The following is a 13,698-nucleotide window of genomic DNA, read 5'->3' on the forward strand; positions in this document are numbered from 1 at the left end:
CCGGTACGGGGCGGAAGCGGTGGGAGTGTTCGGCGGCGGCGGTCTCACCAATGAGAAGGCCTACCTGCTGGGGAAATTCGCCCGCCTTGCCCTCGGCACGTCCCGGATCGACTACAACGGGCGGTTCTGCATGTCCTCGGCGGCAGCTGCAGGGAACCGCGCGTTCGGGGTGGACCGGGGCCTGCCGTTCCCGCTGGCGGACCTCGGCTCGGCGCGCACCATCCTCATGCTGGGCTCAAACACCGCGGACACCATGCCGCCGTTTGTCCAGCACCTGCAGGGCACGCGGGACGCCGGCGGCCTGATCGTCGTCGACCCGCGCCGCTCCGCCACCGCCGAGCTCACGTCCGAGGGCCGCGGCCGGCACCTGCAGCCTCTCCCGAAGACGGACCTGGCGCTGCTGCTCGGGATCACCCACGTGGTGATCATGGACGGCCTCGCGGACCGGGCCTACGTGGAGAACCGGACCCGCGGATATGACGCCATTGCCCGGAGCGTGACCCCGTGGTGGCCGGAGCGTGTCCAGGCGCTCACGGGCGTGCCCGCGCAGCTCATCCGGGAAACCGCACACCGCCTGGCCGAACCCGGCGGCACCTACATCCTCACCGGACGCGGCGTCGAGCAGCACGCCAACGGCACGGACACCGCGACCGCCGCCATCAACCTGGCGCTCCTCCTCGGGCTGCCCGGGACGCCCGGCAGCGGCTACGGCACCCTTACCGGCCAGGGGAACGGCCAGGGCGGGCGGGAACACGGGCAGAAAGCGGACCAGCTACCCGGCTACCGCAAGATCACCGACCCCGCGGCCCGGGCACATGTCGCCGGTGTCTGGGGCGTGCCGGAGTCTCTCATTCCCGGTCCCGGTGTTCCCGCCGTCGAGCTTCTGGCCTCGCTGGGCCGGCCGGGCGGCGTGCGCTGCCTCTTTGTGCACGGAGCCAACGTGGTGGTTTCCGCTCCGAACGCGTCAACTGTGCTGGAGGGACTGCGCGCGCTCGATTTCCTGGTGGTGTGCGACTTCTTCCTCTCTGAGACCGCCGCCGAAGCGGACCTCGTGCTTCCGGTGCTGCAGTGGGCGGAGGAGGAAGGCACCATGACCAACCTCGAGGGTCGCATCCTCCGCCGCCGCGCAGCGGTGACCCCTCCCCCCGGCGCGCGCAGTGAACTGTGGATCATGGCGCGGCTGGCGGAGCTGCTCGAGGCGCCGTCGTCGTTCTCTGACGACCCCGAAACAGTGTTCACCGAGCTTCGGGCCGCGAGCGCGGGCGGCCTCGCGGACTACTCCGGCGTGGATTACGCGATGCTCGATCGGGAAATGCCCGGCCGCGGTGCAGGCGCCTATTGGCCGTACCCGGCAGGCAGCAGCGGGACGCCGCGGTTGTTCCTCGACCGCTTCGCCCATCCCGACGGGAGGGCGGTGCTGCATCCGGTGGCGCCGTCGTCGTCGGTTTCTGTTCCTTCCGATGGCAGGCTCGCGCTGGCCACCGGCCGGTTGCTGGAGCATTACCAGTCCGGGAGCCAGACTCGGCGGGTGGGCGACCTCCTGGCGACCAGCAGCGGGCAGGTGCTGCAGATTCATCCGGTGACGGCCGCCGGTCTGGGTATCGCCGACGGCGCCGAGGTGGAGATCAGCAATGAACGGGGATCGGTTTCTGCCCGGGCTGAGCTGTCGGGTGCCATCCGGCCCGACACGGTGTTCCTGTCCTTCCACTTCCCCGGGGCGGGCAACGCGAATGTGCTGACCTCGTCCGAGACGGATCCTGTGTCCGGGATGCCCGAATTCAAGACCACGCGGGTGTCGGTGCGCGTGCACCGGACCGCAGAGATCGAGGCGGTGGCTGTATGACTTCTTCCGAACGTGTTGTGGTGGTGGGCTTTGGTCCGGTTGCGGCCCGGTTCATCGACGTGCTGGAGCCTTCGCTGGCCTCCGGTGCGGTGCAGCTGACCGTTATCGGGTCGGAGCCGGAGGCCGCCTACAACCGGGTGCTGGTGGCCGACGTCGGGGTGGGGCGGACCTCGCCCTCGTCGATTGCGCTCAGCGACCCCGCGCGCCTCGCCTCCCTCGGCGCCGAGGTGCTGCTGGGTTCGGGGGTGCGGCGGATCGACCGTGCGCGGAGCCAGGTCCAGCTCGACGACGGCACCGTCCGCCCGTACGACAGGCTGGTCCTGTGCACCGGCGCGCGTCCCGTGATCCCTTACCTTGCCGGACTGAACCCCGATCCGCTGCACCCTACGCTTCCTGCCGGCGTGACGACGTTGCGTGACCTGGCGGATGCACGTTCGCTGCGTTCCGTCGTCGAGCGCCGCGGCGACGTGGTGATCCTGGGCGGCGGCATCCTCGGGCTGGAGGCGGCATTGGCCGCCGCCGAGGAGGGCGCGCGGGTGACCGTGGTTCACCATGGCGACTACCCGCTGGCCCGCAGCATTGACGACGGCGGCGGCCGGGTGCTCGCCTCGGCGCTCCGTTCGCAGGGCGTGCGGCTGGTGTCCGGAGCAAAGGCCGTGGCGCTTGAGCACTCCGACGGCGGTGCCTTCACGGCCCTGCGGCTCGACGACGGCCGGCTGGTGTCCGGAGACCTGCTGGTGCTCTCCTGCGGCGTGCGGCCGCGGGTTGAGCTGGCCGAGGGTGCGGGGCTGCCGGTGGATACCGGGATCCTCGTGGGCCACTCCCTGCAGGCGCACCACGACGAGCACATCTACGCGATCGGCGACTGCGCCGAGGTGCGCTGCACGTCTGTCGGGTGCGCCGACTGCCAGGGGAACACTGCTCCGTCCGGGCTGATCGGACCGGGGTGGAAGCAGGCCGAGTGGCTGGCGGAGGCTTTCGCGGGGTCGCTGGGTGCCGACGCTGCCGGGCCGTCCGGGTCTGTCGAGCCGCTGGGTTCTGACTTCTCCTCCACAGGTGCGCGCTATGTGGAGGCTGCCCTGCCGCCGGTCCTGATGCTGAAGGCGCGCGGGCTGGACGCGGTGGTGGCCGGCGACGTGTCCGCGGACCCATGGGCCGCGCAGGAGGACGGCACCGCCGTCGCGCTGTGGGCCGATCCGCAGCAGGGCAGCTACGCGAAGATGGTCACGCGCGGCGGGGTGCTGCAGGGCTTGGTGTGCGTGGGTCTCCCCCGGGCCGCTGCGGAACTGGTGCTCCTGTTCGAGAGCGGTGCGGTGCTGCCTGCGGACCGGTCGGCCCTGCTGCGACTGGACGGCGCGGAAGCGGCGGCGGCGCCGTCGTCGTTGGCTGCCGACCCGGCGGGCATTGTCTGCCGGTGCGCGGGGGTGAGCCGGGGCAGCATCGAGCAGGCCGCCGTCGTCGGCTGTTCGAGTGTGGCGGAGGTGTCTGCGTCCACGAGGGCGGGTACCGGCTGCGGCGGCTGCCATTCGGATATCCGCGCGATCATCGAGCAGCACTTCGAGCACCACCCCGCCTCGGTGTAGTGCCGGGTGCCTGGGCCTGGCGCAGGCGGACATGTGCAGGCAAGCGGGCCACTTCCCCCGGGTACTGCGAGCCAAACGGCGTGTCGTCTGCCGACACGCCGGGGAATGAACAACGACGCCATAAGAACCCGGGGAATCCGGCCCACCTTTCATCGGATGACCCGCCCCGAAAGCACAGCGCTCACCTGCTCCAGGACGGCTTCCTGATTGAACATGATGTCCTCATAGCTGTACCGCAGCACGAGGTATCCCCCGATGATCGCCGCGTTGTTGCGCTGCAGGTCCCTGCGGAGTGCCCGACGGTCGGAGTGGTACGCGGCGCCGTCTACCTCAACGACCACAAAGCCTTCGAGCAGAAAGTCCACCCGGCCCACGCCGGGGATGGGGACCTGGGTCTCAACGTGGAAGCCGGCGCTCCTGAAGAGTATCCGGGCAACAACCTCGATGGCGGACTCGGCGCATCCTGTCACCAGGTTCAGAGCGGCACGTGCCCGCCCATTGCGGTCTCCGCCCAAGCGCTCGAACAGGAATGGTCTCACAGTGTCTCCACGCCGGAGGGAACACTCCACCACGACGGCCGCTTCCACGGGAGGAAGGCACTGAAGCGCGTGAACCAGCACATCAGGAATCCCGAGGAGCGGCAGGTATTCATGTGCGGGGACGGTGCGTTGGCGGTGATTCGTGTAATCCCGGCCGTGGCCATGCAGGCAACTGAGGTGCGGCCGCGTCGGCGGGTTCAGCAGCCAGAGCCCATAGCGTCCTGCGGCTGAGGCGCAAGTCAGCAACCCGTTGTTCAACACTGCCGCGGAGAAATCTTCCGGGGCTCCCGGCAGCGCCAGGACACCCGCACGAAGACGAAGAACCTCTCCGCGGGCCACCGAGTTGGCGATCTGCCGCTTGCTAAGCCCTCGTTCCCGGAGCACCTGGGTACGTGCCACCGCACCCACTCCACGAAGTACCTCCACCACTTCCACCCGCCAAGTCCAACCGAGACTTGGCGGATGGAGCAGGGGCTATCGCGTTATGTGCACAACCCGAGGGTTTCTCACGGCTTGTGGAGGGGCGTTCGCCGTGCACCCGGACCATATTCCCCAGGTACTGGCCAGCAAAGTGCGTGTCGCGCCCCGACACGCCGAGGGATGGACAACGACGCCACAAGAACCTGGGGAATCTGGCCCGCGGGGTCGCAAACGAGAAGCTAGTGCACGTGCAGGCGCCGCGCGGCCTCCGAGATGGACCCGGTCAGCGACGGGTACACCGTGAACGTGTTGGCGACGTCGTCCACGTGGAGCTTCTTGGTGACGGCGAGCGCCAGCGGGAAGATGAGCTCGGACGCACGCGGGGCTACCACCACGCCGCCGATCACCGTCCCCGAACCCTTGCGCGCGATGATCTTAACGAAGCCGTCCTTGACGTTCATCATCTTGGCCCGCGCGTTGGTGCTGAGGGAGAGCTTGAAGACGTCGCCCTGGTATTTGCCGGACTCGACGTCGGCCTCCGACACACCCACCGACGCAATCTCCGGCGCCGTGAAGATGTTCGAGGCGACCTGCTTGAGCTTCAGCGGCGTCACGGTGTCCCCCAGCAGGTGCGCCATCGCGATCCGGCCCTGCATGGCGGCCACCGACGCGAGCGCAAGGACGCCCGTGCAGTCGCCGGCCGCGTACACGTTCGGCGACGTGGTGCGGGAAACGCCGTCCACCTTGATGTGCCCGGACTCGGTGAGTGCCACGCCGGCTTCCTCCAGCCCGATGCCGGCCGTACTCGGAATGGCGCCGACCGCAACGAGGCAGTGGCTCCCGTCCACGGTCCGCCCGTCGGAAAGGGTCACCCGTACGCCGTCGCCGCGGCGCTCCACTCCTGCGGCCCGGGACTTCGACAGCACGGTCATGCCGCTGGACCGGAAGACGTTCTCCAGCACCTCGGCGGCGTCGGCGTCCTCGCCGGGCAGCACGCGGTCACGGCTGGAAACCAGGGTCACATCCGCACCAAGCCCGTGGTACGCCGACGCGAACTCCGCACCCGTCACACCCGAGCCGATCACGATCAGGTGCTCGGGCACCTCCGTGAGGTTGTACACCTGCTTCCAGTTGAAGATCCGCTCACCGTCCGGGACGGCGCTCGGAAGTTCCCGCGGGTGCGCGCCGACGGCCAGTAGGATGGCGTCCGCCTCGATGATGCTGGTCCCGGAGTCCGTCTCGACCTCAAGCCGGTGATCGTCCAGCAACTTCCCCGAACCGATGATGATGGTGACTCCGGCCCGCTCCAGCGCCGATGTAATGTCCTTCGACTGGTCCACCGCGAGGTCCAGCAGCCGCTGGTTCACCTGCGTGAAGTCGGCGTACGCGGCCGAGGAGTCCGCGAACTTCACGCCGAGATTGTGGGCGTTCGCCACGCGCGCCATGGTGTCCGCGGTGGCGATCAGCGTCTTGGAAGGCACGACGTCGGTGAGCACTGCGGAGCCGCCGAGCCCGTTCCGCTCCACAATGGTGACCGTGGCCCCCAGCGAAGCGGCCACCATGGCGGCCTCATAGCCGCCCGGACCTCCCCCGAGAATCGCGATGCGGAGGGCGCTGAAATCCAGTTGACTCGTCACACCTGCCATTCTGTCCTATCCGACACCACCCCTCAAACGCCGATCAGGTGGAACACAGGGCATACTGCCGGTAGGTTGGACCGGGTGATTGACGAATCCCCGACGGACCCGTTTGCCCTTGCCCGCGCCGCAGCGGACTACATTGCACAGAAGACGTCCGTGGCGTCCCACGACATCGCGCTGGTCCTGGGTTCCGGCTGGGGTGAAGCCGCTGAACTGATCGGCGAGACCACCGCCACCCTGCAGGCACCGGACATCCCGGGATTCGCGGCCCCCGCGGTCGAGGGCCATGTCGGCACCGTCCGGTCCATCCTCACCCCCTCCGGCAAACGCGCCCTCGTGCTCGGCGCGCGCACCCACTACTACGAGGGCCGCGGCGTCCGCGCAGTCGTCCACGGTGTCCGCACCGCCGCCGCCGCGGGCGCAAAGACACTGGTCCTCACCAACGGCTGCGGCGGTTTGCAGGAACAGTGGGCGCCCGGCACCCCGGTCCTCATCAGCGACCACATCAACCTCACGGCTGCGTCGCCGCTGGAGGGCGCCACCTTCGTGGACCTCACCGACCTCTACTCCGCGCGGCTCAGGAAGCTCGCCCGCGAGGTGGATCCCAGCCTCGACGAGGGCGTCTACGCCCAGTTCACCGGCCCGCACTATGAGACGCCGGCCGAGGTACAGTACGCAAAGCGGATCGGTGCGGACCTCGTCGGCATGTCCACCGCACTCGAGGCAATCGCCGCCCGCCACGCCGGCATGGAGGTCTTCGGCATGTCCCTTGTCACCAACCTGGCCGCGGGAATCAGCCCGGTTCCCCTCAGCCACGCCGAAGTCCTGGAAGCCGGACAGGCCGCAGGACCGCGCATCTCCCGGCTCCTCGCCGACATCATCGGCAGGCTCTGACCATGGACCTCTTCACCCGGGCCCGCGAATGGGCCGCCCAGGATCCGGATTCCGAGACCCGCGCGGAGCTGGAAGACCTCCTCACACGCGCAATGAACGACGACGACGCCGGCCAGGCCGCTGCCCTGCAGCAGCTTGAGGACGCCTTCAGCGGTCCGCTGGTTTTCGGGACGGCCGGCCTGCGTGCCGCGCTGGGCCCCGGCCCCAACCGCATGAACCGGGTGGTGGTGAGGAGTGCCGCGGCCGGCCTGGCTGCCCACGCGCTCAACCTGGCGGACGGCGCCTACGCGCCGCGCGCCGTCGTCGGCTTCGATGCGCGCCGCAATTCGCGTATCTTCGCGGAGGAAACCGCCGCCATCTTCACTGCGGCGGGCCTGCAGACCTTCCTGATGCCCAGTAAACTTCCGACGCCGGTGCTCGCATATGCGGTCCGCGCACTGGAGTGCGAGGTCGGGGTCATGGTGACGGCAAGCCACAACCCGCCCGAGGACAACGGGTACAAGGTGTACCTGGGCGGCCGCGCGGTGGAGGACAATGCCCGCGGCGTGCAAATTGTCGCCCCGCATGATGCGCAGATCGCCGAGCAGATCGCTGCGGTCACCGGGGTTCGGCTCGCCGAGTCCGGCTGGAACGTCCTGCCCGAGAGCATCGAGACCGACTACGTCGCCTCGGTCACCGCCCTCGCCGACCGCGACGCCTACCCCGCCCGGGACCTCTCGATTGTGCTGACGCCGCTGCACGGCGTCGGCGGGCGCACCGCGCAGCAGGTTCTGGCCTCGGCCGGGTTCGACACGGTGCAGGTAGTGAAGGAACAGGCCGAACCGGACCCGGCCTTCCCCACGGTGGAGTTCCCCAACCCGGAGGAACCGGGCGCGCTGGACCTCGCACTGGCAGCGGCGGCTGACCTGGACGCTGACCTGGTCCTGGCCAACGACCCCGACGCCGACCGCATGGCTGCCGCCGCCAAGGACCCCGCGACCGGCGAGTGGCGGATGCTGCGCGGTGACGAGACCGGCGCCCTTCTCGGCCTGCATCTCGCCGCACGGCTGGGCGAGGACGAGAAACATGACGCGGTATTCGCCAACTCGGTGGTCTCGTCCCGGCTGCTCGGCCGGATCGCCGAGGCGTCCGGGATCACCCATGTCCAGACGCTCACCGGGTTCAAGTGGATCTCCCGCGTCCCGGATCTCACCTACGGCTACGAGGAAGCGCTGGGTTACTGCGTAGCGCCCAACCTCGTGCGTGACAAGGACGGACTGTCCGCCGCCCTGCTGTTGGCCGAGCTCGCCGCCGCCTGCAAGGCCGAGGGGAAGACCCTCTTTGACCTGCTCGATGAACTGGCACTCATGCACGGGCTGCACGCCAGCGACCAGCTCTCGGTGCGGGTAGGCAGCCTGGGGCTGCTGGGAGCGATGATGAACCGCCTGCGTGAGGCACCGCCGTCGTCGTTTGCGGGTTCCGATGTGGTGATCGCCGAGGATCTGGCGGAGGGCACCAGCCTGCCGCCCACGGACGGGCTGCTCTATGTCACCCGGGATGACACGCGGGTGATCATCCGTCCCAGCGGCACCGAGCCCAAGCTCAAGTGTTACCTCGAGGTCATCGAACCCGTCGATTCCGCCGCCGAACTGACGGAGGCGAAAACAACAGCGCGGACCAGGCTTGACGCCGTGATCCGCGATGTTGAGGAAGCGCTCGGGCTCTAGACGAGCACCTCCACTTTCCCGTCGATAACCCGCGTGGGGAAGCTGCGCAGAGCCGTCCCAATTCCCGACACGGGCTCGCCGGAATCCAGGAAGTAGACCTCCTTGTGGAGAGGCGAGGTGATGGTGAACCGCTGCCCCCGGGAGCCCACGATGCCGCGCGCCATCACCTGGGATCCGCTGACCGGGTCCCGGTGGGAGACCGCGAACACCGTCGATGAGTCCACCCGGAACAGCGCAACCTGCCGTCCATGGATGAGCGCGGCCTCGCCCCAGCAGAGCTCGAGGTCCGCCAGGCGGCAGATCGGATACCAGGCACCGTCGAGCCGTGCGGCAGGTACGTCCTGGGCGGGTGCGTAATCGAGTTGCAGAGTCATGCGTGTCCCCTTTGGTTGGAACTTGTGGTCGGAACTGAGTGGTTGGACCGGGATGGTTGCCTGCACTCGACGCTACGAACACCGCGTTACACCTTCCCGCCCGAAGTGTTGCGGGCGCGTAAAACGCACCTCACCGAGGGTCCGGCCGGGGGTGAGTGTGAAGTTAATCTTCGTTTACATAAGGGAAATCACCGGGCAACTGGGCGTCCGTACGCTCGATACCAGAGTGCGGAGAACTACTCCCAGCGCGAAAGGTGTCCCTTATGAATACGCAAAAGATCCTCGTCGTCGGCGGCGGCCCGGCTGCCCACCGCTTCGTCGAAGCGATGGCGGCCCGCGGCCTGGACGGCTTCACCGTCACCGTCCTCACCGAGGAGACCTGGCTGCCGTATGACCGGGTTGCGCTCAGCCAGGCACTGCTCGACGACGTCGACCTCACCCTCGGCGAGCCAACCATGTGGGACCACCCCGCGATCACGCTGGCCACCGGGTCCCGCGCCGTCTCCCTGGACCGGGAAGCCCGCACGGTCACCACCGAGGCCGGCGAGATCCACTCCTACGACCAGCTGGTCCTGGCCACCGGCTCCAACGCCGCCCGCCTTCCCTTCCCGGGCATGGATGCCGCGCATGTCTACCGAACGGTCGACGACGTCCGCACCCTCCGCGCGGAAGTCACCCGCCTGACGGAAGAGCATGGGCGCACTATTGACGCCGTCGTCATCGGCGGCGGCCTGCTGGGCCTCGAAGCGGCCGGCGGCATGCAGTCCCTCGGCGCGAAGGCGGCGGTCATCAACGGTGCACCGTGGCTCATGAACACCCAGCTGGACGAGGGCGCCGGGCAGGCACTTGACCGGCTCATCACCGCCAAGGGGCTTACAGTCCACGGCGGCGTCTTCCCCTCCGAGTTTGTGGTGGAGGACGGCCGGATGACCGGCGTGGACATGGCCGACGGACGCCGCATCCCGGCCGACCTGGTGGTGGTCGCGATCGGCGTCCGGGCCCGGGACGAGCTCCCCCGCGACGCCGGAATGACCATGGGCCCGCGCGGCGGCGTGGTCATCGACGACGCCTGCGCCACCGAGGATCCGAGCATCTGGGCCATCGGCGAGGTCGCCTGCTTCGAGGGCATGTGCCTCGGCCTCGTGGCGCCGGCGAACACCATGGCCGAGATTGTTGCGGACCGGCTGCACGGCGGCACCGCCACCTTCCCCGGCTTCGACACCGCCACCAAGCTCAAGCTCTCCGGCGTGGAGGTGGCCAGCTTCGGCGACGCCTTCGCGAAGACCGAGCACAGCCTCGAGATCGTCTACGCTGACCCGGCCCGCGGCCTCTACCAGAAGCTCGTGGTCACCGATGATGCCAAGACCCTCCTCGGCGGCATCTTCGTCGGCGACGCCTCCCCGTACACCGCACTCCGGCCGCTCCTGGGCCGCGAACTGAGCGCCGAGCCCGGCGCGTACCTGTCCGCGGCCGGCGGCGGCGAGGCGCCCGACACCGAGCTGCCCGACGACGCCATCCTCTGCTCCTGCAACAACGTCTCCGCCGGTTCCATCCGCGACGCCGTCAACGGCTGCGGCACCTGCGAGGGTTCCGAGCCGGTCCGCGAGCTCAGCCCGCTGAAGGGCTGCACCAAGGCCGGCACCGGCTGCGGCTCCTGCGTGCCGATGCTCAAGAAGCTCCTCGAGGGCGAGCTGAAGAAGAGCGGCATCGAGGTCTCCAAGGCCCTCTGCGAGCACATCACCATGTCCCGCCCCGAACTCTTCGAGGCGGTCCGGGTCCTGGAGCTCGACAGTTTCGAGGGCATCATCGAACGCTTCGGCGTCCCCGAGGCCGGGGTGCTGGGCTGCGACATCTGCAAGCCCGTCATCGCCTCCATCCTCGCCTCGCAGCGCGCCGAGTACGTGCTCGACGGCGGCCGCGGCATCCTGCAGGACACCAACGACCGCGCGCTGGCCAACATGCAGAAGAACGGCACCTACTCGGTGGTGCCGCGTATCCCCGGCGGCGAGATCACCCCGGAGAAGTTGGGCGTGATCGCGAAGGTGGCGCAGGACTTCAATCTGTACACCAAGATCACCGGCGGCCAGCGCATCGACATGTTCGGCGCCCGGCTGGAGGAGCTTCCCGAGATCTGGAAGATCCTCGTCGAGGCCGGCTTCGAGTCCGGCCAGGCCTACGGCAAGAGCCTGCGCACCGTGAAGTCCTGCGTCGGGTCCACGTGGTGCCGGTTCGGCGTCCAGGACTCGGTGGCCATGGCCATCAACCTGGAGCTGCGCTACCGCGGCCTGCGCAGCCCGCACAAGCTGAAGTTCGGCGTCTCCGGCTGTGCCCGCGAGTGCGCCGAGGCCCGCGGGAAGGACGTCGGCATCATCGCCACCTCGGACGGCTGGAACCTGTACGTCGGCGGCAACGGCGGCGCGACGCCTGCCCACGCGCAGCTGCTCGCCAAGGATCTCGACGACGACACCCTCATCCGCTACATCGACCGCTACCTCATGTACTACATCCGCACCGCCGACCGGCTGCAGCGCACCGCGGCCTGGCAGGCAGAGCTCGACGGCGGCCTGAAGCACGTTGAGGACGTCATCATCAACGACTCCCTCGGCATCGCCGAAGACCTTGAGTCAGCGATGGCCCGTCACATCGACAACTACGAGGACGAGTGGGCCGCCACCCTGAAGGACCCCGAGCGGCTGCGCCGGTTCCGCTCCTTTGTCAACGCACCGCACGAGAAGGACGACTGGATCGCCAACGTTCCCGAGCGCGGCCAGATCCGCCCGGCCACCGAGGAGGAACGCGCCGCCGCGCAGGCAGGTACCGGTCCGGTGTTGCTCGGCGCGGGCATCCCCGTCCGGCCGGGCATGGCGAAGGATCTGGAGGCCGCAGAATGACCACCTCAGTTGGCACCGCAACCACCCTCGACTGCGCCGGACTGACCGTCCTCATTGCAGGCACGACGGCGGCCTCCCGCCGCACGGTCCGCCGCTACAGCGCCGGCGGCGCGACCGTCCGCCGCATTGCGACGCCGGAGCAGTTCCACCCCCGGCTGCTGGACGCCGTGAGCCTCGCCGTGGTGGTGGACGGCCCGTCCACAGACGGCCCTTTCACAGATGGCACTCTCATCAGGCACGACGACGGCGGTCCGGTCAGCGGCGACAGCTGGGCACTCCTGCGCGAGGCGTGCCGCGAGCGCCGGATCCTCACCTCGTCGGAGGAACCCGCCACGGGGGGCGGCCGGGTCACCCTGATCGGCGGCGGTCCGGGTGTGGAGGACCTTCTCACGGTGCGGGCAAAGCAGGCGCTGCGGGAGGCCGACGTCGTACTTTATGACCGGCTGGGACCGTACCGGACACTGGCGCAGCTGGCGCCGGGCGCGGAACTGATCGATGTCGGAAAGACGCCCGGGCACCACCCCGTGAGCCAGACGGACATCGAGAAGCTGATGGTCGCGAAGGCCCGCGAGGGACGCCATGTGGTCCGGTTGAAGGGCGGCGATCCGTTTGTGTTCGGCCGCGGCGGGGAGGAGGTCAACACCTGCGCCGCCGAGGGCATCCCGGTCACTACGGTGCCTGGCATCAGCAGCTCCATCGCCGTGCCGGCCGCTGCGGGCATCCCGGTAACGTACCGGGGGGTGGCCCACGCGTTCACCGTCATCTCAGGTCATCAACCGCTCACGGAGCAGGAGCTTGAGGCGCTGGTGAAGCTCGGCGGCACTATCGTGGTGCTGATGGGAATCGGCACGCTTCCGCAGTTGACGTCCGGCCTGCGCCGGGCGGGGCTGGCGTCCAGCGTGCCCGTCGCGATCGTGGAGAAGGGGTACAGCCCCGATCAGCGGACCACCGTGACGAACCTCGGGGAAGCCGTGACCGCTGCCGGCCTGGCGCGCTGCACGTCTCCCGCCGTCGTCGTGATCGGTGAGGTGGTCCGCCAGCACCGGGATTTTTCCAGCACGCTTGAGCAGGTCCTGACGCATCCGATGGTGGCGTCGTGACGGTGTCGGCGCCGGTGTCAGGTGCTGGCGCCTCCGATGGTGGCGTCATGACGGTGTCGGCGCGGGTGACAGGCGCTGGCGCATCCGATGGTGGCGTCGTGACGGCGGCGCCCGTGACCGCGCCGGTGGGTACCGACGCTTCGGCGGTTTCGGCGGCTTCGGCTGACGGATCGCTGGCCGGATTCCGGATCGGGGTGACCTCGGACCGCCGCTCGGGTGACCTGATTGACGCCCTCGAGCGGCGCGGCGCCACGGTGCTGCACGCGCCGGCGCTGAAGATCGCCCCCGTTGCCGCTGACCTGCCGCTGATCGAGGACACCCGCAGGATCATCGCAGCCCGGCCGGACTACGCCGTGGTCACCACCGCATACGGGCTGCGGCGCTGGTCCGAGGCTGCGGATGCCGCGGGGGTGGGCGACGCACTGCTGGACGTGCTCGGGACGTCGAAGATCTACGTGCGCGGACCCAAGGCCCGCGGAGCCGTGCGAGCGGCCGGGCTGACGGATGTCGGGATCAGCCACGATGAGACCACGGCGTCTTTGGTGAACATGATGCTCGGGCTCGACCTGCGGGGAAAGACCGTCGCGGTCCAGCTCCACGGCTATACCGATTACCGTCAGCTGGACCGGTTGCGGCAGGCCGGCGCCTCCGTCCTGACCGCGACGCCGTACCGCTGGGTCAAGCCCGCCGGCTCCGATCAGCTTCCTC

10 protein-coding genes are annotated in these 13,698 nt (G+C 69.1%); 7 read left to right on the plus strand and 3 right to left on the minus strand.

Features of this window, described 5'->3' with window-relative positions; translation table 11 throughout:
• Together X803_RS18650 and X803_RS0107995 are read left to right on the plus strand one after the other, a co-directional pair.
• A partial coding sequence (locus X803_RS18650) for a molybdopterin oxidoreductase family protein (protein ID WP_051470581.1) occupies positions 1 to 1,843 on the plus strand: 1,843 nt, incomplete at its 5' end.
• On the plus strand, positions 1,840 to 3,426 hold the full coding sequence (locus tag X803_RS0107995) for an FAD-dependent oxidoreductase (RefSeq protein WP_026544730.1): 1,587 nt from the start codon (positions 1,840 to 1,842) through the stop codon (positions 3,424 to 3,426). The genes X803_RS18650 and X803_RS0107995, both read left to right, overlap by 4 nt.
• Before the next feature lie 149 nt (positions 3,427 to 3,575).
• Here X803_RS0107995 and X803_RS0108000 read toward each other — a convergent pair whose 3' ends face one another.
• Both X803_RS0108000 and X803_RS0108005 read right to left on the minus strand, forming a co-directional pair.
• A complete protein-coding gene (locus X803_RS0108000) occupies positions 3,576 to 4,364 on the minus strand; it encodes an endonuclease domain-containing protein (protein ID WP_162149212.1) in 789 nt (262 codons plus the stop codon).
• A 260-nt stretch (positions 4,365 to 4,624) separates the two neighbouring features.
• Positions 4,625 to 6,022 (minus strand): NAD(P)H-quinone dehydrogenase, encoded by a 1,398-nt coding sequence (locus X803_RS0108005; RefSeq protein WP_026544732.1) that lies wholly within the window; start codon positions 6,020 to 6,022, stop codon positions 4,625 to 4,627.
• 84 nt (positions 6,023 to 6,106) lie between these two features.
• Here X803_RS0108005 and X803_RS0108010 point away from each other — a divergent pair, with 84 nt between their 5' ends.
• Both X803_RS0108010 and X803_RS0108015 read left to right on the plus strand, forming a co-directional pair.
• A complete protein-coding gene (locus X803_RS0108010; RefSeq protein WP_035778274.1) occupies positions 6,107 to 6,919 on the plus strand; it encodes a purine-nucleoside phosphorylase in 813 nt (270 codons plus the stop codon).
• Between the two features lie 2 nt (positions 6,920 to 6,921).
• A complete protein-coding gene (locus X803_RS0108015; protein WP_035778276.1) occupies positions 6,922 to 8,625 on the plus strand; it encodes a phospho-sugar mutase in 1,704 nt (567 codons plus the stop codon).
• Here the strand turns inward: X803_RS0108015 and nirD are convergent.
• The gene (gene nirD, locus X803_RS0108020; RefSeq protein ID WP_026544735.1) at positions 8,622 to 8,999 is read right to left on the minus strand and encodes a nitrite reductase small subunit NirD; all 378 of its coding nucleotides are present in this window, start codon (positions 8,997 to 8,999) and stop codon (positions 8,622 to 8,624) included. The genes X803_RS0108015 and nirD overlap by 4 nt on opposite strands.
• 263 nt (positions 9,000 to 9,262) lie before the next feature.
• Here nirD and nirB point away from each other — a divergent pair, with 263 nt between their 5' ends.
• The 3 genes from nirB to X803_RS18660 all read left to right on the plus strand — a co-directional run.
• Entirely contained in the window at positions 9,263 to 11,890 is a 2,628-nt protein-coding gene (gene nirB / locus X803_RS18655) for a nitrite reductase large subunit NirB (RefSeq protein ID WP_035778278.1), read from the plus strand.
• Positions 11,887 to 12,990 (plus strand): uroporphyrinogen-III C-methyltransferase, encoded by a 1,104-nt coding sequence (gene cobA / locus X803_RS0108030; RefSeq protein WP_035778280.1) that lies wholly within the window; start codon positions 11,887 to 11,889, stop codon positions 12,988 to 12,990. Before nirB ends, cobA begins: the two co-directional genes overlap by 4 nt.
• 113 nt (positions 12,991 to 13,103) lie before the next feature.
• A partial coding sequence (locus tag X803_RS18660; protein ID WP_253907416.1) for a uroporphyrinogen-III synthase occupies positions 13,104 to 13,698 on the plus strand: 595 nt, incomplete at its 3' end.

Origin of the sequence: Arthrobacter sp. 35/47 (assembly GCF_000520475.1) — a bacterium.
Taxonomy (GTDB): domain Bacteria; phylum Actinomycetota; class Actinomycetes; order Actinomycetales; family Micrococcaceae; genus Arthrobacter_D; species Arthrobacter_D subterraneus.